The sequence below is a fragment of the Thalassovita sp. genome (genome assembly GCF_965218685.1).
Taxonomy (GTDB): domain Bacteria; phylum Pseudomonadota; class Alphaproteobacteria; order Rhodobacterales; family Rhodobacteraceae; genus Thalassobius.
On sequence record NZ_OZ244657.1, the window covers coordinates 515,001 to 539,604 of the forward strand.

Genomic DNA, 24,604 nt, shown 5'->3' on the forward strand with positions numbered 1-24,604 from the left:
CGTCTCCTAGGTAGTTGATATATGTGCAGTCATTCATTCATCGAATGAACCAAACCGCCCACATATCTCTTCAGATATTATCAATGTCAAAGAGCGCGGAACCCAGGCAAAAACCTAAACTCCAGAGACAAAATCAACCGGCTGCGCTGAAACTTCTTAGCGCGACCCGCCTCATCTACCTCAATTTTTCCTACCGTCCGTCCCTTCAGAGCCTTGCTCCTCAGCGCCGTCTGGCGTCCCGTTGTGCGCCTCAGCGCCGCCGGTGAGGGGGGTTCTACGGTTATCACCCAATACCCGCAACCCCTTTTTGCAAAAAACGTCATCTTTTTTTGACGTTTCTTTTAACACATTGATTTCTAACAGATTTAAAGGGTCATTTTGCTTGGGAATTCTTAGCCGCTGCAGGCGCAATGCTGCACAACAGCATCGAGCGATTCACGATCTAGAGTTATCCCCAAGGTTACCCACAATATACGCGGCAAATCACCGATTCAGGTCCGAGTCACTTACGTGAATCACGCCCTTCGTTGCCGACTCGCGGGCAAACGCAGTCGCAGAAGTAACAGGCCAGTGATTCCCATCAGGTAGAGCACCGGCTCCAATTGGATGCCCTTGCGCAGCATTACGAAGTGGACGCCCGCCAGCAGGACCACCGGATAGGTTAGCCTGTGCAACTTGCGCCATCCCCGACCCAGCCAGCGGACTGAGGCATTGTTCGAGGTTACGGCCAGGGGAACCGCCAACACCAAGGCCAACATCCCGACGGTGATATAGGGCCGCTTTAGGATATCCGCCCAGATCCGCGCCAGCGTACCCTGATCCAGAACCGCCCAGACCAGCAGATGCGCCAACACGAAGAAGAAGGCCGTCACACCGATCGCCCGCCGAAACTTTAGCAGGTTCAATCCGGTGAAGCGGCGCAGCGGGCTGACTGACAGGCCAATGACCAGCAGGATCAGAGCACAGATGCCGTATTCATGTTCAAGTGTCTGGATCGGCTCGACCCCCAGACGTCCGGTAAGCCCCTGCCAGAACAACAGGGCCGCCCAAGCGACACCGCCCATATAGATCGACCAAGCCGGCAAGCGGCGCAGTAACTGGTTAACGTGGTTCATCAGAAGTTCTTGGCCAGATCCATGCCCTTGTAAAGCGAGGCAACCTGGGACTCGTACCCATTGAACATAAGCGTGTCCTGCCGGCGCGAGAACAGCCCTCCTCCGACCACCCTTTCGGATGCTTGCGACCAGCGCGGGTGATCCACCTTGGGATTCACATTGCTATAAAAGCCATACTCCCGCGGGATAAGCTTGTTCCAACTGGTAGGAGGCCGGCGATCCGTCAGCGTAATACGCACCACGGACTTGATCGACTTGAACCCATATTTCCACGGCACCACCAGACGGATCGGCGCCCCATTCTGTTTGGGCAGGTCTTTGCCATACAGCCCCGTTGCCATGATCGTCAGCGGATGGCGGGCCTCGTCCAGTCGCAGACCTTCGACATAGGGCCAGTCAATCGTAGAGAATTTTTGCCCGCGCATTTCATCGGGCCGGTACAGCGTTTCGAATGCAACGTATTTGGCACTGTCCTGAACGCCGGCCATGTCCAACAGGTCAGAAAGCTCGAATCCGTTCCAAGGGATGACCATCGACCAGGCCTCGACACAGCGGAAACGATAGATGCGTTCCTCGATCGTCATCTTGGACAGGATATCACCCAAGGCATATTCGCCGGGGCGATCCACCATCCCGTCAATCTTTATCGTCCAGGGCGAGGTCGTCAGCGCCGAGGCATAGCGCGCCGGATCTTCTTTCCCGGTGCCGAATTCATAGAAGTTGTTGTAGTTGGTGATGTCGTCCCAACTGTTGGGGGTCAATCCTTGGCTGGCTTGGGCCTGTCCCGCGATACCGGCCAGTCCTACCCCTGCCAGACCCGCCATGATCTGGCGACGGTTCATATAGATATGTTCGGGCGTTATGTCTGCCCGACTCAGGTCATTCGTCCAACGATGCGCCATGTGTCCCTCTTCATTCCGTTTGAACAAAGATAGGCCGGCCCATGCGGACCGGCCAACCAACAGAATCTCACGACTGCGTGCCCGGACTGTAACGTTAGGTCCCGAAGCTGGGCCGGATCTTGTTCAGCGGGATCGAGTCGCCATTCGACTGGACGATCCGAACATGGCGCCGACGCATCAGGCGCGGTTCGGCCACACCAACCGAGTGGGCGATGATTTCGACCTCTTTGATGACCGAGGTCGCATAGTTCGCCACCTTCTTCCACTTATCCTCGACCACCAGTCCCCGTTGCAGATGCGGATCGTGCGTGGTGATGCCGGTCGGGCAGGTATTCTTGTTGCACTTCAACGCCTGAATACAGCCAAGCGAGAACATGAACCCCCGCGCCGAGACCACAAAGTCCGCGCCCGCGCAGATGGCCCAAGCTACATCGCCGGGGTTCACCAGCTTGCCGCTGGCAATGATGCGAATGCGGTCCTTAAGCCCATACCGGTCCCGCAAATCAACGATCCGCAGCAACGCCTCGCGCAGAGGCATGCCAACCAGGTCAATCAGAGGCATGGGCGCTGCGCCAGTTCCGCCCTCGCCACCATCAATGGTGATGAAATCCGGTGCGCAATCGGCGCCACGCTTCTGAATCAACTCGAACATCTCTTCCCATGCGTCCGACGAACCGATCACTGTCTTGAAGCCACACGGCTTCCCCGAAACCTCACGGATGTGACCAATCATGTCCAGAAGGTCGCCAAAGCAGTCAATCTCGGCGTGACGATTGGGTGAGATGCTGTCCTTGCCCATCGGCACACCGCGAATTTTCGAGATCTGCTCGTCGATCTTCTCGGCTGGCAGAATGCCGCCCTTGCCGGGTTTGGCGCCCTGAGCCAGCTTCAGCTCGAACATCTTGATCTGGGGATGGTTGGCGACCTCGCGCAATTTATCGTCGTTCAGGTTCCCCTCTTCGTCCCGCACACCGTATTTCGCGGTGCCGATCTGATAGACCAGATCGCACCCCCCCTTCAGGTGAAAAGGCGACATGCCGCCTTCGCCGGTGTTCAGCCAGACGCCCGCGCGTGCGGCCCCACGGCTCAGCGCCTCGACAGCGGGGCGCGAGATCGCACCATAGCTCATCCCCGAAATATTAAAGATCGACTTGGCCCGGTATGGAATCGCTGCGGTCGGGCCGATGATCATCGGCTTGGTCGCGGCGAATTCGTCATCCAGCGGCGGGAAAACCGCGTTCACAAAGATCGGCGTCCCCGGAATAGTCAGGTTACGGGTCGAGCCAAAAGCCACGGTATTCCCCTTGCCCGAAGTCGAATGATACACCCAATCGCGCTGCGCCCGGTTAAAGGGCATCTCCTCGCGGTCCATGGCAAAGAAATACTGCCTGAAAAACTCGCCCAGCGTGGTAAACAAGTGGCGAAAACGGCCAATCACCGGATAGTTTCGCCGGATCGCATCCCCCGTTTGCGTCTTGTCAGCAATATACAGGAACAGCGCAATAAGCGACGCCGCCCCCAAAACCAGAACAAATAGCAACGCCAGAACGATTAAAACATTCAACGCGAAGGTCATCACATCTTCCTTTTGATATACGTCAATGTGCACAACAAAGGTAAGTGTCAGGTTAAGCTTTATACCATTCGCCCGCACAATCGGGCCGACCCTAACATCCGGAGGAGAATATACAATGAAAGCTCTTGCACTGGCGGCAGGAATTGTCATGGCCGCAGGCAGCGCCATGGCGGACGGCCTGGTCAGCTATACAACGGACGAAGCCTTTGATGATGTCGTGTTCGGGCTTGAAAGTGCCATCCTGGACCAGGGGCTGGTGATCGACGGCACCTCGCATGTTGGCGACATGCTGGAACGTACACGAGCGGATGTCGGATCGGATATCACCGTGTTCATCAAGGCAGATATCTATTCCTTCTGCTCGGCCAACCTGTCGCGCAAGGTGATGGAGGCCGATCCGATGAATATCCGTTTCTGCCCCTATGACATTTTCGTCGCCCAGATGCCCGATAATCCCGATCAGACTATCATCGGCTATCGTGAATTCCCCGAAGGCCCGATGCAGGAGGTCCAGGCCCTTCTGGATAGCATCGCCCGCACGGCCATCGGGATGGAGTAAAGGAACGGCCCGGCAGTTCTGCCGGGCCTTCTTTATCAGGCCAAAACGTCGGCCAGCGTGTCCTGCCACGGCGTGGTAGGTCGGCCAATCAGGGCGCTCAGCGTCTTGCCATTCTCTTCCAGCGCACCTTTCGACGCGCCGACATCCGAATCCGCTAGCACAGCCGCGAACCCTTCGGGCAGACCAGCCTGCACCAGTGCGCCAGCGTAATCTGCTTCGGGCAGGTCTGTATAGGCGATCGGTTTGCCCGCCAGTTTCGTGGTTTCCTGGGCCAGGTCATTCAGCGAATAGGACGCGTCGCCTGCCAGTTCATAAACCTTCCCGGCCTGCGCATCGTCCGAGGTCAGAACAGCCGCCGCAGCCGCCGCATAATCAGCACGAGCAGCGCCCGAAATCCGGCCCTCTCCGATCGAGCCGATATAAGTGCCGTGCTCGATCGCCATTCCGGCGGTGCCCACGTTGTTTTCCGTATACCAGCCGTTGCGCAGCAGCACATGGGGCACACCGCTTTCGGCCAGATACGCCTCGGTTTCCACATGCTCGGCGGCCAGCGCCAGGGGCGAACTGTTGGCGCGCAGCAAGCTGGTATAGGCGATCAGCGACACGCCTGCGACCTTGGCCGCATCAATCACATTGCGATGCTGGGGCGCACGCTGGCCGACCTCGGACGAGGAGATCAGCAGCAGTTTTTCGATCCCGTCCATCGCGGCGCTCAGCGCGGCGGGGTCGGTGTAGTCGCCCATCCGCGCGGTCACGCCCAGAGCCTCGATCTCTGCGGCGGCTTCGGGGCGGCGCACAAGCGCGGCGATCTGGTCAGCAGGGGTGGTTTTCAGCAGTTCGGTCAGAACCAGTTTGCCCAGCTGTCCGCTGGCGCCGGTGATCAGGATGGTGGGGGCCATGGTGGCTTCCTTTCAGTCTACAAATAAGATATGGTCTCTTATCTAGACCGCATAATCGACTCGCGTAAGGAGGCACCTTTTCATGCCCAGGTCACATACAGGTAACCCTCTGCCCACCGACGTTTTGCAGCGTTTCTGGTCCTGGAAGGGCGAGGAATTCGACAGCACCGCCTGCCCCGTCCGCGACGTTTTGGATCGGGTCAGTGAAAAATGGACGACCCTTTTACTGATCATTCTGGCCGAGGGGCCCAAGCGATTCTCGGAACTGCAGCGCGGAGTGCCGGACATCTCGAAACGGATGCTGACGCAAAGCCTGCGGAACCTGGAACGGGACGGGCTGATCTCGCGCTCGGTCTTTCCCACCAAACCGCCCAGTGTTGAATATGCCCTGACCGATATGGGGCACTCGTTCATGGCCCCGTTGGCGCATTTGCTGGATTGGGCAGACGGTCAGCATGACGCGATCCGCACCGCCCGCCATTCTTATGACGCCGCGCAAGAGCCCGCGAAAAGACTGATCCCCTACGCCTAAGAAAAAGCCCGCCGGTTAAGGCGGGCTTTTCATTTAGTGCACAACCGCGTCTTGCGGCGGTTCCTGGGTCGAGTTGCCGACCCGGTCCCCGATAATCAGGCCCTCGGCCCCGGCAGTCACCGGAACAATGGCACCGTCTTTGATGTCCCCGCTCAGCAGCAGCTCGGCCAACGGGTCCTGCAAGGCGCGCTGGATCACACGTTTCAACGGACGAGCACCAAACACAGGGTCATAGCCCTCATCTGCCAGCCATTTGCGCGCGGCCTCATCCAGTTGCAGGCTGATCTTGCGCTGCGCCAGACGTTTGCCCAGCAGACCCAGCTGAATATCGACGATCCCGTCCATGTCCTGACGCGCCAGACGATCAAAGATGATCAACTCGTCCAGACGGTTCAGGAACTCAGGGCGGAAATGCGCCCGAACGGCATCCATCACATCGCGCTTGGCGTCGGCGCTATCCGCACCCTCGGGCAGTTGGCTGAGGGCCTGCGCGCCGAGGTTCGAAGTCAGGATGATCAGCGTCTGCTTAAAGTCCACGGTACGACCCTGACCATCGGTCAGCACGCCGTCATCCAGAACTTGCAGCAGCACGTTGAACACGTCCGGATGCGCCTTTTCGACCTCGTCGAACAGCACCACCTGATAGGGGCGACGTCGCACGGCCTCGGTCAGGACACCGCCTTCGTCATAGCCGACATAGCCCGGAGGCGCACCGATCAGTCGCGCGACCGAGTGTTTCTCCATGAACTCGGACATATCGATCCGCACCATGGCGCTGTCGTCGTCGAACAGGAACTCGGCCACGGCCTTGGTCAGTTCGGTTTTCCCGACGCCGGTCGGGCCAAGGAACAGGAAACTGCCCAAAGGCCGATTTTCGTCGTTCAGCCCGGCGCGCGCACGGCGCACGGCGTTTGCCACAGCCTTGACGGCGGCATTCTGGCCGATGACGCGTTTATGCAGACCGTCTTCCATCGACAGCAGCTTCTCACGCTCGCCTTCCAGCATTTTCGCGGTCGGGATGCCCGTCCAGCGTTCCACGACCTGAGCGATCTGTTCAGGGCGCACGGCCTCTTCGACCATCATGCCCTGATCCTCGGCCTGTTCGGCCTCGGTCAGTTGCTTTTCCAGGTTCGGGATCACGCCATAGGACAGCTCTCCGGCCTTGGCCAGATTGCCCTCGCGTTTGGCGATTTCCAAATCGGCGCGGGCCTTGTCTAACTGTTCCTTCAGGTCGCGGGCACCAGCGAGTTTATCGCGTTCGGCCTGCCATTTGGCGGTCAGCTCGGCGCTGCGGTCCTGCAGATCGGCCAGTTCCTTTTCCAGAGTTTCCAGGCGGTCCTTGCTGGCGGCGTCATCCTCCAGTTTCAGGGCCTCAACCTCGATCTGCATTTGCAGGATGTTGCGGTCCAGCTGATCCAGTTCTTCGGGTTTGCTGTCCACTTCCATCCGCAGACGGCTTGCCGCCTCGTCCACAAGGTCGATCGCTTTGTCGGGCAGGAACCGATCGGTGATATAGCGATGGCTGAGCGTCGCCGCAGATACCAGCGCGGAATCCGAGATCCGCACACCGTGGTGCAGCTCGTATTTTTCCTTGATGCCACGCAGAATACTGATCGTATCCTCGACCGTGGGTTCTTCGACCACGACAGGCTGGAAACGGCGGGCCAGGGCTGCGTCTTTTTCCACGTATTTACGATACTCATCCAGCGTGGTCGCGCCGATACAGTGCAGCTCGCCCCGCGCCAGCGCCGGTTTGATCAGGTTCGCCGCATCCATTGCACCATCGGTTTTACCCGCCCCGACCAGAGTATGCATTTCGTCGATGAACAGAATAACCTCACCGGCGGCTTCGGTCACCTCGGTCAGGACAGCCTTCAGGCGCTCTTCGAACTCTCCACGATATTTTGCACCGGCAATCAGCGCGCCCATATCCAGCGCCAGCAGCTTCTTATTCCGCAGGGATTCGGGTACGTCGCCATTGATGATGCGCAGGGCCATGCCCTCGGCGATCGCGGTTTTACCCACGCCGGGTTCGCCGATCAGCACCGGGTTGTTCTTGGTCCGACGCGACAGAACCTGCATCGAGCGGCGGATTTCCTCGTCGCGGCCAATGATCGGGTCGATCTTGCCCTCTTCTGCAGCCTCGGTCAGATCGCGCGCGTATTTCTTCAGCGCGTCATAGCCCTCTTCGGCCGAGGCACTGTCAGCGGTGCGGCCCTTACGGATGTCATTGATTGCGCCGTTCAGTTTCTGAGGCGTAACGCCCCCTGCATCCAGCGCGTCTTTGGCCTTGGATTTGACCATGGCCAGCGCCATCAGCACTCGTTCAACCGGGACAAAGCTATCGCCGGCTTTCTTGGCGATAGCTTCGGCCTCGGCCAGAACCTTGCCGGTCGCGGCATCCATATAGGTCTGCCCCGCATCGCCCGAGATCTTGGGCAATTTATCGACCGCCGCGTTCGCGGCCTCGATCACCGCAGCGGCGTTCCCGCCCGCGCTGTTGATCAGGTTAGCGCTTAGCCCCTGATCGTCGTCCATCAATGCTTTCAGAATGTGCTCGGGAACAAGGCGCTGATGCCCTTCCCGCATGGCGATCGTCTGAGCGGCCTGAATGAAACCGCGCGACCGCTCCGTGAACTTGTTCAAGTCCATGGTTCTCTCCTTTTACTAAGCGTCCGGTTTGCGATGCCCACCCATGCGGCACATCCTGTTTCGGACCTTGCCCTATAGGTGGCAATTCCGCCTGCCCGCTTCAAGGGTTCCTCCCTGCGATTCGCGCAAATTTTCGCCCCTTGGAAACCCAAGCTTAACCGGCACTTCCTTATGAAAAGATCATAAGGGGGCCACAGCATGAATGTAACGGAACTTTCGGTTCGCCGCCTGCCCGGTCAGACAGATGATGGCAGCATCCAGGGGGTCGTGACAATCCAAACGGACGGCAAGCGTACATATATCCTTCTGTGCAGGGTTGCCTCGTGCGGTGACACGGGTCCGCGCGCTGCCCTGATCGATGAGGCGATGCGCCTTGTGTCGCGAATGCCTGAACACCGCAGAATGCGACAGGCCGGCTAGGCTTGACCCTTTGCCCCGATGGCGCGAAAAGGGCGCAACCCACATATAGGAGCGCCCAAATGTCCGACGACCGCCTGATCGTAGCCCTCGACGTCCCCAATGTTCTGGCTGGGATGGACCTTGCCGAACAGCTGGGCGATGCCGTGTCTTTTTATAAAATCGGCCTTGGCATGCTGACCGGTGGCGGGCTGGCCCTGGCGAACGAGCTGAAGCAAGAGCACGGCAAGCGCATCTTTCTGGACATGAAGTTCTTTGACATCGGCGCCACAGTGGAACGCGCGGTGCGGGGCGTGGCGCAGTTCGACTTGGATTTCCTGACTGTACATGGAGATCCGCACGTGGTGCGCGCCGCCAAGGAAGGCGCTGGCGACAAGGACCTGAAAATCCTGGCGGTGACCATCCTGACCTCGCTGGACCGCGCTGACCTGGATGCGGGCCTGATCAAACCCGGTGACGTCAAAGACCTGGTGCTTGAGCGCGCCGCAAAAGCACTCGAAGCTGGCGCAGATGGCGTGATCGCCAGCCCGCAAGAGGCCGCGTTGATCCGCGCTCTGCCCGAATCCAAAGGCCGCTTGATCGTCACCCCCGGCGTCCGCCCGACCGGGGCCGCCCTGGGCGATCAGAAACGCGTGGCCACCCCTGCGCAGGCGTTGGCGGATGGGGCTGATCACATCGTGGTGGGCCGCCCGATCTATGCCTCACCGAACCCGCGCAAATCGGCACTGGCGATCCTGGACGAAATCTCCAAGGTCTGAAATCAAGCTCTTTGCGACGATAGCGTTGCAAGGAAATCGGCCACCCGCGTTGCGAAATGCGGGATGGCACGGTCGTGGTTTAAGTAATCGGCAGGGGGCATCAGGGTCCAATATTGCCCCTCGTCTCCGAATTTCACATCCTGCGCCCGGTGCTCGGGCAGCATGGCCGCAAAGAACCACACCGGCTGGCCGTTGCTGGCGGTATAACGGCGACGCCAGATCAGTTCGGTCTTTTGAACAACCAGCCCCAGTTCCTCCTGGGTCTCGCGCAAGGCGCAATCTTCGGGGGTTTCCACCCCCTCGCGCCCGCCTCCGGGCAGGTCCAGATGCGCCGCCCAAGGCAAGCCAAGCGTGTCGTCGCGCATGATCACCGCCAACTGGCCACCAATGAACAGCGCCAGCTTGGCGCCTCGGAAATCTGTATCTTCGCTCATATGCGTCATATAGTAGGCCTGTCGCTACCTTCTATTCATGTCACGAAACTCTGAACAGATGCCAACACTGTGCCGAGACTGCCTGATTCCCTTCGATCATGGCCCCCGCTGCCCGTCCTGTCACGGGCGCAGGGTGATATCGCACCCTGAATTGTTCAATCTGTCCATCGCGCATATGGATTGTGACGCGTTCTATGCCAGCGTGGAAAAGCGCGACAACCCGGATCTGGCCGACAAGCCGGTGATCATCGGTGGGGGGCGGCGAGGCGTGGTATCGACCGCCTGCTATGTGGCGCGCATTCGCGGTGTGCGCTCGGCCATGCCGATGTTCCAGGCGCTGAAATTGTGCCCGGATGCGGTGGTCATCAAGCCCCGGATGCAGGTTTATGTCGAGGTCAGCCGTGCCATCCGCGCGATGATGGAAGAGATGACACCCTCGATCCAGCCCCTATCCCTGGACGAAGCCTTCCTTGACCTGACCGGAACCGAGCGTCTTCACGGTGTCCCCCCCGCGGTGATGCTGGCGCAACTGGTCAAACGGATGCGAGACGAACTGGGGGTGACAGGCTCGATTGGGCTGAGTCACAACAAATTCCTGGCCAAGGTGGCCTCGGACCTGGACAAGCCCAACGGTTTCTCGGTGATCGGTCAGGCCGAAACCGCCGATTTCCTGCGCGACAAACCGGTGCGTATGATCTGGGGCGTTGGCCAGGCCACGCAGGCCTCGCTGGAAAAGGCGGGAATTCGGACTTTTACGGACCTTTTGCGCTGGGACCGGCAGGATTTGCATCTGCGTTTTGGGGCGATGGGCGACCGGCTGTGGCATCTGGCACGGGGTCAGGACCGGCGGCGTGTCTCGGCGCACGAGCCAATAAAATCGATCTCGAATGAAACCACGTTCTTTGAAGACACCTGGGACACCGACGTTCTGGACGGCCACCTGTGGCGCCTGTCGGAAAAGGTCGCCAGCCGCGCAAAGGCGCGCGAACTGGCCGGCCAAGTGGTGACCTTGAAACTGAAGCGCGCCGATCACCGCAGCCTGACCCGCCGTCAAAGCCAGCGTGAGCCTGTTCAACTGGCCGACACCATCTATCGTGCCGCGCGAGCGCTGTATGATCAGGTCGGAGACGAAGGCCCCTATCGCCTGATCGGAGTGGGCATCTCGAATTTGGCGCCTGAATCGCAGGCAGCCCTGGTCGGGGATCTGCTGGACCCGCAGGCCGAAACCCGAGGCCGCGCCGAACGCGCCACGGACGAGATCAGGCGCAAATTCGGCAAGGATGCCATCATGAAAGGGCGCGCACTGCGCTGATCACTCGGCCGCCAGGCGCTGCTTGGGTTGGCCAAACTCGGTGACCTTGGCAATCACGCGGTTCATCGCCGCCTTCATCGCCTTGAAATTGCCATTGGGCCGGATCAACTGCTCGTTCATGTAAAGCGAGCGGTCAATTTCCACCTGCACGACATGCTGATTGCGCGAGGGGCGCCCGTAATGCTGCGTCGTATATGCGCCTGCGAAAGGAACGTTGCGCACCACACGCAGACCTTCGGCGGTAAACGCAGCCTCAAGCATGTCCATCACCTCGCGCGAGGCGGAGGCGCCGAACCGATCCCCCAAAACCACCTCGGGGCGGCACGGCATGGTACGGGCCACGCTGTCCAACGCCTCGTGCGGCATGGAGTGGCAATCGATCAAGATCGCCTCGCCGAACTGGGCATGGCTGTCCGCCAAAAGCGAAGACAACTGGTCGTGATAGGGCTGCCAGCATCGGCGCAGCCGGCCCTGCACGTCGTCCAAAGACAGTTTTCCACGGTAAATACAGCGTCCATTGGCCACCACCCGCGGCACCACCCCCAGACCCGAAACGATTCGGGGATTATGACTGACGGTGCGAATTCCCTTGATCAATGCAGGGTCTAGTTCATCCGGGCTGCGGTTAAGATCCACATAGGCGCGCGGTGCGGTCGCCATCAGCAAAGGAGCCCCAAACGAGGGCGCATCCGCGAACAGTTGATCCACGAACGCATCTTCCGAAGACCGAATTGTCACGTCATCCAGCACGGATTGGGTTAAAAACCCTGCAGAATACTCGCGCCCACTGTGCGGAGAGGCAAAAACAACGCTGGAACTGCGTGTTTCTGGCATCGAAAGGCTAAAGGCGGACGTGATCATGAAATCTCCTTACACAAGAAATATCATAGACTGAATAATCTTGTGACCAAAAGCCCTTGATCCCCCCGCCGACTCCTTTTATAGAGCGCGAACCGGCGCGGAATTCCGCGCCCCTTTCATTAGGGGCAAGGGGCCAAACTGGACAAATTCGGGCGATTAGCTCAGCGGTAGAGCACTTCGTTGACATCGAAGGGGTCACAAGTTCGATCCTTGTATCGCCCACCATTTCTTTCGCTTCTTTCGAAGCGACCCGTAACCTAAGGCGCCCGGCGCCGCGAATGAAGGAGAAGACCATGAAGGTCAAGAACTCGCTCCGCTCGCTCAAGCAGCGTCACCGCGATTGCCGTGTCGTGCGCCGCAAAGGCCGCGTCTACGTGATCAACAAGACTCAGCGTCGTTTCAAAGCTCGTCAGGGCTAAGAACTCGATCAGAGTTTATGCAAAAGACCGCCTCGGTTCACCCGAGGCGGTCTTTTTCTTTGCAAACGCAGCGTAAACTTGATCGGCGTCAAAATACCGACATGCCTAGCGTGTCATGTGGCCTATGACCAAACGTCGATATGCAGAGGCCACGATGACTGATTCCGCGCCCAAGACCAGCCCCATCCCCGCAGCGAAACCGCTGACGCACAAACACGAGACCTTTGACCGTGCATTGCGCGCAGCCATGGCAAGGATGACCTCGGGGTTGTCACCCTATGCGGCTGTTGCGGCCTGGAACGATTGGCTGGTGCATCTTGCCGCCGCCCCCGGCCGGCAGGTGGAAATGGTCGAGCACGCTCAGCGGAACGCCGCGAAACTGGCCGCTTTCTGGGCCGGGCAGATGAACGGCGAAACAAAGCCTCCGTTCCATCCCAAGCCCGAGGATCACCGCTTTACCGATCCCAACTGGGCCAAACCTCCGTACGATTTAATGCAGCAAGGGTTCCTGGCCACACAGGATTGGTGGGACCATGCAACGTGCTGCGTGCCCGGCGCCCTGCCGCAAAACACCGATCGCGTCAGTTTCATGGTGCGGCAGATGCTGGACATGATCTCTCCTTCGAACTTGCCGGCCCTGAACCCCGAGATTCTAAACAAGGCGCGCGAAACCAAGGGGCAGTCGATCATCGACGGGCTGAACCTACTGATGCAGGACACCGAAGACGCGGTCACAGGCGAAACCCATCAGAACAACGGCGATTACAAAGTAGGAGAAACACTGGCCTGCACCGAAGGTCAGGTGGTTTTCCGTAACGAGATCATGGAGTTGATCCAGTACTCGCCCAAAACCGAAAAGGTTCAGGCCGAACCGATCCTGATCGTGCCCGCCTGGATCATGAAATACTATATCCTGGATCTCAGCCCGCATAATTCGTTGATCCGCTATCTTGTCGAGCAAGGATTTACCGTCTTTGCGATCTCTTGGGTGAACCCCACGGCCCAGCAGCATGATCTGGAGCTGGACGACTATCGCACCAAGGGCGTTCTGGCCGCCGTAGACGCAGTTTCCGCCATCATTCCAGACCAGAAAATCCATGCCTGCGGCTATTGTCTGGGGGGCACGATCCTGTCCATCACCGCCGCCACCATGGCGCGGGACCACGATGACCGGCTGGGCTCAATCACTCTGCTGGCCGCGCAGACCGATTTCACCGAGGCCGGCGAGCTGATGTTGTTTCTGGACGAAAGCCAGGTCGCCTATCTTGAGGACATGATGTGGGACCAGGGCTATCTGGATCAGCGGCAAATGAGCGGCGCCTTTCAGGCTCTGCGCGCCGAAGATCTGATCTGGACACGCGCGGTGCGCCGATACTTGATGGGAATCGAGGATAAGGCCGCCGATATCTCGGTTTGGAACATGGATGCCACGCGGATGCCGTCCAAGATGCATTCGCAATACCTGCGGGGGCTGTTCATGGAAAACCGTTTGACTGCAGGGCGGTATGCCGTGGATGGGCGGGTGATCGCGTTGAAGGATATCAAGATCCCGTTCTTCATCGTCGGCACCGAAAAAGACCATATCGCGCCATGGCGTTCGGTCTATAAGACCAAACTGTTCACCGACGGGGACGCCAGTTTCGTTCTGGTCAAAGGCGGCCATAACGGCGGCATCGTCAGCGAGCCCGGCCATCCCCGGCGACACTACCGCATTGGCCACCGCAAACCCGGCGCGCTGTACATGGACCCAGACACCTGGGTGCAAAATCACGAGATCCACGAGGGCTCGTGGTGGCCCGAATGGTCAAGCTGGCTGTCGAAGCATCAGGGGGATCAGCAGCCCGTAACGCCCCCGCAGATGGGGGCGCCGAATGCCGGGTTGCCTCCGTTGATGGCGGCACCCGGCAGCTACGTGTTCCTGGACTAGTTCCTTTCGACCGGGATCATCAAAAGCAGCATCGTCTTGTGCGAGACATAGCCGGTGGGCGTCATCCCACTGTCCCGCTGAAACTTGCGGATGGCACGGCGGGCAGTTCTGTCGAATTTCCCGTCCAGAAAGCCGGGCTGATAGCCCCGCGCCTGCAGCCCCTTCTCGATCAACAGACGTGCATTGCTGCCTCGCAGGAACTTTTCCTCTTCTGCCCTGTCACGCTCGATGGCTTTGCGGTTGCTCCTGTCTTCCAGCAGCTCCTGAACCCGCGCTTCAGCCTCGGCCTGATACTGAGAATTCGGATAGTGGCGCATGAAATCGCGATAAGCCTCGATCGTATCCTCGGCGCTGACCTGTTCCCAGGCGATGCGCGCCCGTTCCTCGTCAGAGCGGCGGTCACGGCCGGCACCTTCGTAATCACGGTTCAGCATTACGATCAGGTTGCCGGTCAGATAGCCCGTGGCCGGCACGCCTTTGGAGCGTTGATACTCTGCAATGGCCGCGCGGGTTCCTCTGCCGAAAACGCCGTCAACGCCGCGGGTATCAAAGCCCAGATAGCTTAGCTTGCGCTGGATTTCCCGGCGGTCGGCACGGGTGAGCTTCAGCGCGTCCTCGGCATCTTTGGCTGTGCGGCGGGGACCATCGCGCAGCTCGGCAATCCGCTGGCGGGCGGTGTCCACATAGGCCCCGTTCGGATAGCGCCGCAGATAGGCCTCGTAGCCTTCAATCGAATCCAGCCTGCGCGCTGCCCGCCAGAAACTTTCCTCGGCCTCGGAAACAACGCGGCGCGGCGGGACGGTGATGCCCCCCAAGGGTTGGTCGGGCAGATAGCCGGACAAGGTCACGCCAGCCGCATCACGCGCAACGCGCCGCAGGGAATGGCCCGCCAAAACCCGACTGCGCAAAATATCCAGTGCCGGGTCAGCGCGCCCCTGCATCATGGTCACCCCATGATGCAGACTTACGCGCGCGGTCCCTTTGCGCAGACCCGCGCCCAGCTCCAGATTCGCACCAGACGGTGTCAGTACCAGCATCGCTTTACCGGCATGTTGGGCCAGCGTATCATTGATTGCGGCCATCGACAGGCCGAACTGTCCGACGCTGTAGGCGTTCAGTGCGCGACTGTCGCGCGCCAAAAGCCAGGAATTCGCAGGGCCATCCACGAAATGTCCGGACAGCACCACAATCACGCGATCGACCTGCCCCCGGCGCAGCCGCGCATGAAAATCTGCGGCCAGACGGGACATTTCCTGAGCGTCCATGTCCTGTCCTTGCAGCACCGAGAACCCGGCCCGTTCCAGCGCCGATTTAAACCCGTTATGCCGCGCCACATCCTTTGCATCCGCACGCGCGGGATAAGAACGGTTGGTCAGGACCAAGGCAAAATCCTCGGCCAGGGACGGCAAGGCCGTGGACACAATCAGTGCCACGGCCCCTAGAATCGATCGAAAGCTCAACATGGCAGACCTCCTTTAGGGAACTGCCTTTCAGCTTAGTCGTAAGTGCGTTGATCTTCGATAACTTTTCCATCGTTAGGCAATGACCCCGGTGCGACGACCTGAATTTTCCCTTTAAGTTTAAGGGCATCCACGACCGAGTCGGCATATGCGTTCGCCGAGCCGCCTTCTGATTCGATTTGCACCGTCATCGTGTCCATCTCGCCTTCACGGCCCGCGATCACGCGTGCTTTGACGATTTCCGGGTGTTTCGAGACCAGCGCAGCCACCTGCTCGGGGCGCACGAACATGCCCTTGATCTTGGTGGTCTGGTCAGCGCGACCCATCCAGCCCTTGATACGGGTGTTGGTACGTCCGCAGGGGCTGGTTCCATCCATCACCGCGCTCAGATCGCCGGTGGCAAACCGGATCAGCGGATAGTCCGGGTTCAGTGTGGTTACCACGACCTCGCCGACCTGGCCGGGTGCCACAGGGGTGCCAGTCCCAGGTGTAACAATCTCTACGATCACGCCTTCGTCCAGGATCATGCCCTCCATCGCTTCGGATTCGTAGGCGATGTTGCCCAGATCCGCAGTGGCATAGGACTGCAGGCAGGAAATCCCGCGATCCGCATATTCCTGCCGCAACGAGGGGAACAGCGCCCCACCGCCAACGGCCGCCTTGGTGATGTTCATCTTCAGGCCCATCGTCTCGGCCTTGTCCAGAATGACCTTCAGGTAATCGGGGGTGCCAGCATAGGAAGTGACACCGATATCGGCGGCCGCACGGGCCTGCAGTTCGGTCTGGCCAGTACCGGCCGGCAGCACAGCGGCCCCAACCGCCCGCGCCCCGGATTCAAAGATCATTCCCGCCGGGGTCAGATGATAGCCAAAGCAGTTCTGCACGATGTCGCCCTGCCCAATCCCGCAGGCATGCAGGAAACGCCCCATGCGCCACCAGTCATGCTCGGTTCCCCCGGGCTCATAGATAGGACCCGGAGACTGAAAGATATGTGCAAACCCGGAAACACCCCGCGTTGTCAGTCCACCAAAGGGCGCATCCGCGGCCTGTGCGCTGACCAGATCCGATTTGCGCAGAACCGGCAGTGCGGCCAGATCTTCGATCCCGGTGATCGCCTTGGGATCGACCTCGGCCAGCGCGTCGGCAAAGCCCGGCAACCCCTTCGCCCTTGCGATCTGCCGAGGCAGATCTTGGGCAATGGCAGCAGCACGTTGATCGGCGCTGCGCGTTTCAAGGTCGTCAAAGTAGCGGGTCATTTACTGGTCTCCTGGCCGGGGCACGTGGCGGGTCAATGCAAAGGGGGCGATTAGCTGAGCCAACGCTTGCGGCGGCGGTACGAGCGGACGTCACGGAAAGATTTGCGGCCCTCGTCAGACATACCCAGATAGAACTCTTTCACGTCCGGGTTCTCGCGCAGTTCGGCGGCCGGGCCGTCCATCACCACGCGGCCGGATTCCAGGATATAGCCATAATGTGCGAACCGCAGGGCCACGTTGGTATTCTGTTCGGCCAGAAGGAAGGTCGCGCCTTCTTTCTCGTTCAGGTTCTTCACGATGTTGAAGATTTCCTCGACCAGCTGCGGTGCCAGCCCCATCGAGGGTTCGTCCAGCAGGATGCATTCAGGCTTGGACATGATCGCCCGGCCGATTGCTACCATCTGCTGCTCGCCGCCCGAGGTATAGCCAGCCTGACTTTTGCGGCGGGTCTTCAGGCGCGGGAAGTATTCATAGACCATGTTCAGATCGGCATCGATATCCCCGCGCGAGACACCGCGGGTGTACGAACCGGTCAGCAGGTTTTCCTCGACGGTCAGGTGTTCGAAACAGTGGCGGCCCTCCATCACCTGGATCACGCCGCGGCGCACCAGATCGGCGGGGTTCAGATCCTGGATCCGTTCTCCGCGATAGTTGATCGAGCCCTTGGTAACCTCGCCGCGTTCGGATCGCAGCAGGTTGGAAATGGATTTCAAAGTGGTGGATTTCCCAGCACCGTTGCCCCCCAGCAGCGCGGTGATGCCGCCCTTGGGTACACTCAGGCTGACCCCTTTGAGCACGAGGATCACGTGATTGTAGATCACCTCGATGTTGTTGACCTCCAGAAGCGTTTCCTGGCTGTGATCGGCGTCAAGCATGTGCGTTGTCTTTCCTGTCGAAATTCGGGGGTCCCGGCCAGACACGGCCCGGCCGGGACAATTTCAAACGCTTAGTTGCAGCGTTCCGCGATGTTGTTTTCCTTGGCGAACGCGGCCGAGTCGGCCTCGATCAGCGGACCAACAATTGATGCATCCGAAGGCGTGAAGTCGGTGATCAGCGACCACTTCTTGGCTCCCGCGTCCCACTGAGCAACAGCAGCCATGCCGTCACCACCGTGGTTTTCACAGGTCACGTTGAACTCGGGGCCAAAGCCCGGCAGGCCAGCGGCTTCCATTTCGGCTGCGGTGATTTCAAGGCTCTCCATTGCATCACGCATCATGGCTGCGGTGATCTGCGAGGTGCCGTTGGCGGCTTGTGCATCCTTGGCAGCTTCGGCAGCCAGGAAGGCCGCATAGACACCACGGTTGTACAGAACCGTACCGATCTGATCGCCAGCACCTGCGGCTTTGCCTGCATCAACGACGTATTTCTTGATGTCGTCAAACACCGGGAAATCCGAGCCCACATTGTGGAACTGCAGCGCCTTATAACCGTTTGCACCGGCACCGGCGGGCAGAACATCAAGCTCGGCGCCCGACCACCAGATACCCATGAAGTTTTCCATCGGGAAACGGATGTTCGCAGCTTCCTGAACGGCAACCTGGTTCATCACGCCCCAGCCCCAGAAGATCACGAAATCAGGGCGCTCGCGGCGGATTTGCAGCCACTGCGACTTCTGTTCCTGACCGGGATAGTCGATCGGGATCGCATTGAAATCAAAGCCTTCGACCTCTGCCAGTTTCTCCAGGGTCGGGATCGGCTCTTTACCGTACGCGCCGTTGAAGTGCAGCAGGGTGATTTTCTTACCCTTCAGCGAGCCGCCCGAGACGTCCTTGAAGTGTTTCACACCAACCGAGGCACCATCCCAGTAGTTTACCGGATAGTTGAAGATGTGGCTGAAAACCTTACCGTTTTTCGCCGAGGTCCGGCCATAGCCCATGGTATGAACGGGAATGCCGTCCGCGGTGGCTTTGGGGATCAGCTGATAGGTAATGCCGGTCGACAGCGGCTGATAGATCAGCGCGCCTTCGCCTTTGGTGGCCTCGTAGCATTCCACGCCTTTTTCGGTGTTATAAGCGGTTTCACACTCGGGAACCGAGATCATTTCGCCGCCGATCCCGCCATCACGTTCGTTCAGCAGGGTGAAATAGTCGGAATAGCCATCCGCAAACGGGATGCCGCCTGCCGCAAAGGGGCCAGTACGGTAGCTGAGCGACGGGAACACCAGGTCCGCCATCGCAGGGCCTGCGGCCAGGGCCGCGCCCAGTACCAGAGTTGCCAGTTTCGTTTTCATCGGGTTTCTCCTCCCTTGGTTTTGTCCGATGGAGTGGCTGGGGCGCGTCCCCGCGCCCCGGGCCGTATTAGTGATGGCCCGCCCTAGTGGGGGAAGGGCCAAAGTCGTAATTTCTCTTTCGCGACACGCCACAGCTGTGCCAGCCCGTGCGGTTCCGCGATCAGGAAAATGATGATCAGGGCGCCCACGATAATCAGCTGCAAGTGTGCCACCATGTCGGTGGGCCAGCCCAGCCAATCCACGCCGACGATCTTCAGCACCACAGGCAGAACCACCAGGAACGCGGCGCCGGCAAAGCTGCCAAAGATAGAACCCAGACCGCCGATGATGATCATGAACAGCACCAGGAACGACTTGGTGATGCCGAAAGCCTCGCCGACCTCGACCGCACCCAGGAACACCGCGAACAGCAGCGCGCCCGAGATGCCGACGAAAAAGCCCGACACTGCAAAGGCGCTGACCTTGGCCTTCAGGGGGTTCACGCCGATGATCTCGGCGGCGATATCCATGTCACGGATCGCCATCCAACGACGGCCTTGTGTGCCGCGGGTCAGGTTACGGGCGATAATCGCGCTGATGGTCACAAAGACCAGGCAGAACATGTAGGTCGCCCACGCATCGGTGTTGGGGCCGGTGACGGCCACGCCAAAGACGGTGCGCTCGGGCGCGTTGATTTGACCCGAGGCCGAGTAGTTGTAGAACCACGGAACCCGGTTGAAGAGCCACACCAGAAAGAACTGCGCTGCCAGCGTCGCCACGGCCAGGTAAAAGCCCTTGATCCGCAAGCTGGGCAGACCGAACAGCACACAGACGATACCGGTGATGCCCCCCGCCAGCAGGATGTGGAAGAAGATGTTTACCTCGGGCATCGCGGTCATCAGCTTGTAGCAGGCATAGGCGCCCACAGCCATGAATCCCCCGGTCCCCAGCGACACCTGCCCGCAATAGCCCGTCAGGATATTCAGACCGATCGCTGCGATCGAGTAGATCAGGAACGGCAGAAAGATTGCGTTGACCCAGTAGTCATTGACCACGAAGGGCACGACCAGAAAGGCGATCAAAAGAACCGCATAGTACCGATACCGGTCGAACTTGATCGGAAAGGTCTGGTTGTCCTCGGTATAGGACGTTTTGAAATCGCCCGCTTCACGATAGAACATGTTTCCTTACCCCTGCTCGTTGGCGTGGGTGAACCCCAGCGCCGAATTGTTGACTTTGTGACCGCGCGACAGCTTCAGATAGGCGATGACACCCGTCAGGAAGGCGACGCCGGCCAGGACCGCTGCGATCAGGATCTGGCTTTGCGTCAGCTCCGAGGCTGTCAGGGCGATATACCCAAAGGCCCAGAACCCCGACCACGAGATCACGTTGATGATGGCAATCAGCTTGCTCATGGTCAGACCCTCTCGATGATTTTTTCGCCGAACAGGCCTTGGGGACGGAACACCAGGAAGATCAGTGCCAGAACGTAGGCGAACCAGTTCTCGGTCGCGCCGCCGATGTAGGGACCGACCGAGAATTCGAACAATTTTTCACCCACGCCGATGATCAGCCCGCCAACGATCGCTCCGGGGATCGAGGTAAAGCCGCCCAGCATCAGAACCGGCAGGGCCTTCAGTGCGATCAGCGACAGCGAGAACTGCACGCCCGACTTGGCGCCCCACATGATGCCCGCAACCAGCGCGACAAAGCCCGCGACCGACCATACCATCACCCAGATGAAGTTCAGCGAGATGCCAACCGACAGGGCTGCCTGGTGATCATCCGCCACGGCGCGCATGGCGCGGCCTTGCTTGGTGTACTGGCTGAACAGAACCAGAGCGATCACCAGAATGGCGGCGACCACGGTCGCGATCATGTCCAGTTTATCCAGGAAGAACCCGTAGAAACGATCGTTGCCAAAACCCAGCCACTGGGTGTTTTCCTCGATCCACAGGCTGCCACCCTGGGGCAAACCAACGTCCAGCGTCTTGATGTCCGAGCCCCACATCAGGTCTCCGACACCTTCCATGAAATAGGCCAGACCGATGGTTGCCATGAACAGGATAATCGGTTCCTGGTTGACCAGGTGACGCATCACGAAATGGTTCACCGCCCAGGCCAGCAATACCATCACACCCATGGTCATGATGATCGCCAGAACGCCCGGCACATGCCAGCCAAAGTGATGAATTTCGGTGCCGAAGATCACGTTGATCAGGTGGGCAAAGGGCACCTGGCCCTCCATGATGCCAACCAGCGTCAGCGCAGCAAACAGGGCCATAACACCCTGAGCATAGTTGAAAATTCCGGACGCTTTGTAGATCAGCACAAAGCCCAAGGCGACCAGCGCATAAAGTACACCCGCCATCAGACCGTTCAGGACAACCTCGGCGCCGTAAAGGAGTTGTTCAGGCATTGGATTGGCCTCCACTGCTAATGTTTTTGAAGGTCTTAGTCATGGCTCACCCCCAGATAGGCGTCGATGACGGCCTGATTGTTGCGCACCTCGTCGGGTGTGCCGTCGCCGATCTTCTTGCCGTAGTCCATCACCACGACGCGGTCAGACAGATCCATCACCACACCCATGTCGTGCTCGATCAGCGCGATGGTGGTGCCGAATTCATCATTCACATCCAGGATAAAGCGGGACATGTCCTCTTTTTCCTCGACGTTCATGCCGGCCATGGGTTCGTCCAGCAGCAGCAACATCGGTTCGGCCGCCAGAGCACGGGCCAGTTCGACACGTTTCTTCAGGCCATAAGGCAGTCGCGACACAGGCGTTTTGCGGATCGACTGGATTTCCAAAAAGTCGATGATCCTCTCAACGACTTCGCGGTTCTCCACCTCTTCCTTCTCGGCCTTGCCCTTCCAGATGGCCTGCTGCAGCAGGTTGGTGTTCATATAGTTCAGACGGCCGGTCATCACGTTATCCAGCACAGTCATACCTTCGAACAGCGCGATGTTCTGAAACGTCCGGGCGATGCCTTGGCGCGCGACCTCATAGGGGCGCATCTGCGGGCGGCGTGCGCCCTTGAACCAGACCTCGCCTTCCTGCGGAATATAGAACCCCGAGATCACGTTCAGCATCGAGGATTTCCCGGCGCCGTTCGGGCCGATGATGGCGCGAATTTCGCCTTCCTTAATGTCGAAACTGATGTCGGTGATCGCCTTCACCCCGCCAAAACGCAGCGTGATGTTCTTCATCTCCATCAGGGTGCCGCCGATCTTGCGACCGTCTGCGGTGACGTAGCCTTCTTCTTGCATAACCTGGCTCATTCTGCGGCCACCTTTTGCGTTTTCACCGGGACCACGGCAGCGTCAATCAGTTTCAGCGTGGCACTGATCGAACCCTTGCGGCCGTCCTCGTAAGTCACTTCGGTGGTGGTGTAGATTTCGTCCTTACCGTCATACAGGGCGCTGATCAGGTCATCGAATTTCTCTTCGACGATCCGGCGGCGCACCTTACGGGTCCGGGTCATTTCGCCGTCATCCGCGTCCAGTTCCTTGTGCAGCACCAGGAAGCGGTGGATCTGACAGCCTGACAGCATCTCGTCTTCCGCGACCGAGCTGTTCACCTCTTCGACGTGGCTTTTGATGGTTTCCAGAACCTTCGGATGCCCCGCCAGTTCCTGATAGCTGGAATAAGCGATGTTGTTGCGCTCGGCCCAGTTACCCACGGCGCTCATGTCGATGTTGATGAAGGCCATGCATTTGTCGCGGCCATTACCGAACAGGACAGCCTCCAACACGTTCGGGTAGAATTTCAGCTTATTTTCGACATACTTGGGGGCGAACATCTTGCCGTTTGCCATTTTGCCAACGTCCTTGGCGCGGTCGATGATCCGCAAGTGGCCGGTGTCAGGCTCGACAAAGCCCGCATCCCCCGTAGCCACCCAACCTTCGGCGTCCTTGGTCGAGGCCGTGCTTTCGGGGTTCTTGTAGTAGGACTCGAACACGCCAGGGCTGCGATAGAACACTTCACCGTTTTCATCGATCCGCAGCTCAACCCCCGGCGAGGGCACGCCCACCGTGTCATTGCGCACTTCGCCATCCGGCTGCTGCGTGATGAACACTGTTGCTTCGGTCTGACCATAAAGCTGTTTGAGGTTAATCCCCAACGAACGGTAGAACTCGAAAATCTCAGGCCCGATCGCCTCGCCCGCGGTATAGCCGACACGGACGTTGGTGAAACCAAGGGTGTTCTTCAGCGGGCCATAGATGAACAGATCCCCCAGCCAGTACTTGAAACGGTCCAAGGCGCCGACGGGTTTGCCATCCAGAATGGCCGGGCCGACCTTTTTGGCATGTGCCATGAAGTAATCGAACAGGCCCTTCTTGAACTTGCCAGCGTCCTCCATCCGGATCATCACATTGGTCAGCTGGGTTTCGAAAACGCGCGGCGGGGCAAAGTAATAGCTGGGCCCAATCTCGCGCAGGTCCGTCCCCATCGTTTCGGCGCTTTCGGGGCAATTCACGCAGAAACCGCACCAATAGGCCTGACCGACCGAGAAGATAAAGTCGCCAACCCAGGCCATCGGAAGATAGGCCAGGATTTCCTCGTCGATTGCCAGGTGGTCAAACTCAGCCGAGTTCTTGGCGCTTTCGATCACGTTGCGGTTGGACAGCACCACGCCCTTGGGCTTGCCGGTCGTCCCCGAGGTGTACAGCATCACGCATTGGCTGTCGTAGTCCAGCTTAGCCTTGCGGCGGTCCAGTTCGGGGGTCAGCTCGTCGCGTGCAGCAAAGCCCTGTTCCTGAATGTGACTGAATTCATGCAGCTGCGTGTGGTCGTATTTGCGCATTCCGCGCGGATCGACATAGATCATGTGTTCGAACTGATGCAGACGGTCCTGCACCTCGATCACCTTGTCGACCTGTTCCTGATCTTCCGCGATGATGAAGCGCGCGCCGCAGTGGTCCAGCACATAGGCCATCTCTTCGGCAGCGCTGTCCTGGTACAGCGGCACCGGGATAGCGCCCACTGACTGGGCTGCAACCATCGACCAATAAAAATGCGGACGGTTCCGACCGATGATGGCGATGAAATCGCCCTCGTTCACGCCCATGTTGATCAAGCCGCGGGCAAGATTGTTGATCTCGCGCTTGGTCTCACTCCACGTCCAGCTCTGCCAGATGCCGAACTCTTTTTCCCGATATGCGGGGCGATCCCCGAACTCGGTGGCGTTACGCTGCAAAAGCGCCGGGATGGACGAAAGCCCACCGGCAGCCTGTGACGACTGTGCCAAATCTGTTCCTCCCAAATGGCCGTTCTTGATGGCCTGTGCAGCCCGCGAACGACGATTCTCCCGTTTG

22 protein-coding genes and 1 tRNA gene are annotated in these 24,604 nt (G+C 59.3%); 7 read left to right on the plus strand and 16 right to left on the minus strand.

Translation table 11 applies throughout. The features are described from left to right. Positions 1–515 precede the first annotated feature (515 nt). The 3 genes from msrQ to ACOQOQ_RS02800 all read right to left on the minus strand — a co-directional run bounded on the left by msrQ (position 516) and on the right by ACOQOQ_RS02800 (position 3,593). On the minus strand, positions 516–1,115 hold the full coding sequence (gene msrQ / locus ACOQOQ_RS02790) for a protein-methionine-sulfoxide reductase heme-binding subunit MsrQ (RefSeq protein ID WP_420568622.1): 600 nt from the start codon (positions 1,113–1,115) through the stop codon (positions 516–518). After that, entirely contained in the window at positions 1,115–2,017 is a 903-nt protein-coding gene (msrP, locus tag ACOQOQ_RS02795; protein WP_420568623.1) for a protein-methionine-sulfoxide reductase catalytic subunit MsrP, read from the minus strand. The genes msrQ and msrP overlap by 1 nt, the downstream gene beginning before the upstream one ends. Positions 2,018–2,111: 94 nt before the next feature. After that, entirely contained in the window at positions 2,112–3,593 is a 1,482-nt protein-coding gene (locus tag ACOQOQ_RS02800) for an FMN-binding glutamate synthase family protein (protein WP_420568624.1), read from the minus strand. A gap of 115 nt (positions 3,594–3,708) precedes the next feature. Here ACOQOQ_RS02800 and ACOQOQ_RS02805 point away from each other — a divergent pair, with 115 nt between their 5' ends. Beyond that, positions 3,709–4,152, plus strand: a complete 444-nt coding sequence (locus tag ACOQOQ_RS02805) for a DUF302 domain-containing protein (protein ID WP_420568625.1) — start codon at positions 3,709–3,711, stop codon at positions 4,150–4,152. Between the two features lie 35 nt (positions 4,153–4,187). On the opposite strand, the gene ACOQOQ_RS02810 is transcribed toward ACOQOQ_RS02805, so the two are convergent. Beyond that, positions 4,188–5,051 carry an SDR family oxidoreductase gene (locus ACOQOQ_RS02810; protein ID WP_420568626.1) on the minus strand — a complete coding sequence of 288 codons (864 nt, stop codon included), beginning with the start codon at positions 5,049–5,051 and terminating at the stop codon, positions 4,188–4,190. A gap of 82 nt (positions 5,052–5,133) precedes the next feature. Between ACOQOQ_RS02810 and ACOQOQ_RS02815 the strand changes: the two genes are divergently transcribed. After that, a complete protein-coding gene (locus ACOQOQ_RS02815) occupies positions 5,134–5,583 on the plus strand; it encodes a winged helix-turn-helix transcriptional regulator (RefSeq protein ID WP_420568627.1) in 450 nt (149 codons plus the stop codon). A 33-nt stretch (positions 5,584–5,616) separates the two neighbouring features. Here the strand turns inward: ACOQOQ_RS02815 and clpB are convergent, their stop codons facing one another. After that, positions 5,617–8,235, minus strand: a complete 2,619-nt coding sequence (clpB, locus tag ACOQOQ_RS02820; protein WP_420568628.1) for an ATP-dependent chaperone ClpB — start codon at positions 8,233–8,235, stop codon at positions 5,617–5,619. A 479-nt stretch (positions 8,236–8,714) separates the two neighbouring features. Between clpB and pyrF the strand changes: the two genes are divergently transcribed. Next, on the plus strand, positions 8,715–9,410 hold the full coding sequence (pyrF, locus tag ACOQOQ_RS02825; RefSeq protein ID WP_420568629.1) for an orotidine-5'-phosphate decarboxylase: 696 nt from the start codon (positions 8,715–8,717) through the stop codon (positions 9,408–9,410). Between the two features lie 2 nt (positions 9,411–9,412). Here pyrF and ACOQOQ_RS02830 read toward each other — a convergent pair whose 3' ends face one another. Then, the gene (locus tag ACOQOQ_RS02830) at positions 9,413–9,844 is read right to left on the minus strand and encodes an NUDIX hydrolase (protein ID WP_420568630.1); all 432 of its coding nucleotides are present in this window, start codon (positions 9,842–9,844) and stop codon (positions 9,413–9,415) included. Positions 9,845–9,902: 58 nt separating this feature from the next. On the opposite strand from ACOQOQ_RS02830, the gene ACOQOQ_RS02835 reads away from it, so the two are divergent. Further along, positions 9,903–11,156, plus strand: a complete 1,254-nt coding sequence (locus ACOQOQ_RS02835; protein ID WP_420568631.1) for a DNA polymerase IV — start codon at positions 9,903–9,905, stop codon at positions 11,154–11,156. Here the strand turns inward: ACOQOQ_RS02835 and ACOQOQ_RS02840 are convergent, their stop codons facing one another. Continuing rightward, a complete protein-coding gene (locus ACOQOQ_RS02840) occupies positions 11,157–12,017 on the minus strand; it encodes an N-formylglutamate amidohydrolase (protein ID WP_420568632.1) in 861 nt (286 codons plus the stop codon). 150 nt (positions 12,018–12,167) lie between these two features. Here ACOQOQ_RS02840 and ACOQOQ_RS02845 point away from each other — a divergent pair. The 3 genes from ACOQOQ_RS02845 to ACOQOQ_RS02855 all read left to right on the plus strand — a co-directional run bounded on the left by ACOQOQ_RS02845 (position 12,168) and on the right by ACOQOQ_RS02855 (position 14,363). Continuing rightward, positions 12,168–12,242 (plus strand) — tRNA-Val (locus ACOQOQ_RS02845). Between the two features lie 68 nt (positions 12,243–12,310). Then, positions 12,311–12,436, plus strand: coding sequence for a type B 50S ribosomal protein L36 (gene ykgO, locus ACOQOQ_RS02850; RefSeq protein WP_012177066.1), 126 nt, complete (start codon positions 12,311–12,313; stop codon positions 12,434–12,436). Between the two features lie 154 nt (positions 12,437–12,590). Beyond that, complete coding sequence (locus tag ACOQOQ_RS02855) at positions 12,591–14,363, plus strand: PHA/PHB synthase family protein (protein WP_420568633.1); 1,773 nt, start codon at positions 12,591–12,593, stop codon at positions 14,361–14,363. Here ACOQOQ_RS02855 and ACOQOQ_RS02860 read toward each other — a convergent pair. The 9 genes from ACOQOQ_RS02860 to ACOQOQ_RS02900 form a co-directional block, all read right to left on the minus strand. Beyond that, entirely contained in the window at positions 14,360–15,826 is a 1,467-nt protein-coding gene (locus tag ACOQOQ_RS02860; RefSeq protein WP_420568634.1) for a peptidoglycan-binding protein, read from the minus strand. The genes ACOQOQ_RS02855 and ACOQOQ_RS02860 overlap by 4 nt on opposite strands. 32 nt (positions 15,827–15,858) lie before the next feature. Continuing rightward, positions 15,859–17,079: a phenylacetate--CoA ligase family protein gene (locus tag ACOQOQ_RS02865; protein ID WP_420568635.1), complete on the minus strand. Its 1,221-nt coding sequence runs from the start codon at positions 17,077–17,079 to the stop codon at positions 15,859–15,861. Positions 17,080–17,129: 50 nt separating this feature from the next. Continuing rightward, on the minus strand, positions 17,130–17,954 hold the full coding sequence (locus tag ACOQOQ_RS02870; RefSeq protein ID WP_420568636.1) for an ABC transporter ATP-binding protein: 825 nt from the start codon (positions 17,952–17,954) through the stop codon (positions 17,130–17,132). A 71-nt stretch (positions 17,955–18,025) separates the two neighbouring features. Beyond that, on the minus strand, positions 18,026–19,309 hold the full coding sequence (locus tag ACOQOQ_RS02875) for an ABC transporter substrate-binding protein (RefSeq protein WP_420568637.1): 1,284 nt from the start codon (positions 19,307–19,309) through the stop codon (positions 18,026–18,028). Between the two features lie 83 nt (positions 19,310–19,392). Further along, positions 19,393–20,469 carry a branched-chain amino acid ABC transporter permease gene (locus ACOQOQ_RS02880; protein WP_420568638.1) on the minus strand — a complete coding sequence of 359 codons (1,077 nt, stop codon included), beginning with the start codon at positions 20,467–20,469 and terminating at the stop codon, positions 19,393–19,395. A 6-nt stretch (positions 20,470–20,475) separates the two neighbouring features. Further along, positions 20,476–20,703, minus strand: coding sequence for a hypothetical protein (locus tag ACOQOQ_RS02885; protein WP_420568639.1), 228 nt, complete (start codon positions 20,701–20,703; stop codon positions 20,476–20,478). Between the two features lie 2 nt (positions 20,704–20,705). Then, positions 20,706–21,707 carry a branched-chain amino acid ABC transporter permease gene (locus ACOQOQ_RS02890; RefSeq protein ID WP_420568640.1) on the minus strand — a complete coding sequence of 334 codons (1,002 nt, stop codon included), beginning with the start codon at positions 21,705–21,707 and terminating at the stop codon, positions 20,706–20,708. Positions 21,708–21,742: 35 nt separating this feature from the next. Beyond that, positions 21,743–22,567 carry an ABC transporter ATP-binding protein gene (locus tag ACOQOQ_RS02895; protein ID WP_420568641.1) on the minus strand — a complete coding sequence of 275 codons (825 nt, stop codon included), beginning with the start codon at positions 22,565–22,567 and terminating at the stop codon, positions 21,743–21,745. Further along, positions 22,564–24,537, minus strand: coding sequence for an AMP-binding protein (locus ACOQOQ_RS02900; protein WP_420568642.1), 1,974 nt, complete (start codon positions 24,535–24,537; stop codon positions 22,564–22,566). Before ACOQOQ_RS02900 ends, ACOQOQ_RS02895 begins: the two co-directional genes overlap by 4 nt. Positions 24,538–24,604: the final 67 nt, after the last annotated feature.

Coding starts and splice junctions, on each gene's coding strand:
- msrQ (WP_420568622.1), bottom strand. CDS start 1,115: ATGAACCACGTTAACCAGTTACTGCGCCGCTTGCCGGCTTGGTCGATC.
- msrP (WP_420568623.1), bottom strand. CDS start 2,017: ATGGCGCATCGTTGGACGAATGACCTGAGTCGGGCAGACATAACGCCC.
- ACOQOQ_RS02800 (WP_420568624.1), bottom strand. CDS start 3,593: ATGACCTTCGCGTTGAATGTTTTAATCGTTCTGGCGTTGCTATTTGTT.
- ACOQOQ_RS02805 (WP_420568625.1), top strand. CDS start 3,709: ATGAAAGCTCTTGCACTGGCGGCAGGAATTGTCATGGCCGCAGGCAGC.
- ACOQOQ_RS02810 (WP_420568626.1), bottom strand. CDS start 5,051: ATGGCCCCCACCATCCTGATCACCGGCGCCAGCGGACAGCTGGGCAAA.
- ACOQOQ_RS02815 (WP_420568627.1), top strand. CDS start 5,134: ATGCCCAGGTCACATACAGGTAACCCTCTGCCCACCGACGTTTTGCAG.
- clpB (WP_420568628.1), bottom strand. CDS start 8,235: ATGGACTTGAACAAGTTCACGGAGCGGTCGCGCGGTTTCATTCAGGCC.
- pyrF (WP_420568629.1), top strand. CDS start 8,715: ATGTCCGACGACCGCCTGATCGTAGCCCTCGACGTCCCCAATGTTCTG.
- ACOQOQ_RS02830 (WP_420568630.1), bottom strand. CDS start 9,844: ATGAGCGAAGATACAGATTTCCGAGGCGCCAAGCTGGCGCTGTTCATT.
- ACOQOQ_RS02835 (WP_420568631.1), top strand. CDS start 9,903: ATGCCAACACTGTGCCGAGACTGCCTGATTCCCTTCGATCATGGCCCC.
- ACOQOQ_RS02840 (WP_420568632.1), bottom strand. CDS start 12,017: ATGATCACGTCCGCCTTTAGCCTTTCGATGCCAGAAACACGCAGTTCC.
- ykgO (WP_012177066.1), top strand. CDS start 12,311: ATGAAGGTCAAGAACTCGCTCCGCTCGCTCAAGCAGCGTCACCGCGAT.
- ACOQOQ_RS02855 (WP_420568633.1), top strand. CDS start 12,591: ATGACTGATTCCGCGCCCAAGACCAGCCCCATCCCCGCAGCGAAACCG.
- ACOQOQ_RS02860 (WP_420568634.1), bottom strand. CDS start 15,826: ATGTTGAGCTTTCGATCGATTCTAGGGGCCGTGGCACTGATTGTGTCC.
- ACOQOQ_RS02865 (WP_420568635.1), bottom strand. CDS start 17,079: ATGACCCGCTACTTTGACGACCTTGAAACGCGCAGCGCCGATCAACGT.
- ACOQOQ_RS02870 (WP_420568636.1), bottom strand. CDS start 17,954: ATGCTTGACGCCGATCACAGCCAGGAAACGCTTCTGGAGGTCAACAAC.
- ACOQOQ_RS02875 (WP_420568637.1), bottom strand. CDS start 19,309: ATGAAAACGAAACTGGCAACTCTGGTACTGGGCGCGGCCCTGGCCGCA.
- ACOQOQ_RS02880 (WP_420568638.1), bottom strand. CDS start 20,469: ATGTTCTATCGTGAAGCGGGCGATTTCAAAACGTCCTATACCGAGGAC.
- ACOQOQ_RS02885 (WP_420568639.1), bottom strand. CDS start 20,703: ATGAGCAAGCTGATTGCCATCATCAACGTGATCTCGTGGTCGGGGTTC.
- ACOQOQ_RS02890 (WP_420568640.1), bottom strand. CDS start 21,707: ATGCCTGAACAACTCCTTTACGGCGCCGAGGTTGTCCTGAACGGTCTG.
- ACOQOQ_RS02895 (WP_420568641.1), bottom strand. CDS start 22,567: ATGAGCCAGGTTATGCAAGAAGAAGGCTACGTCACCGCAGACGGTCGC.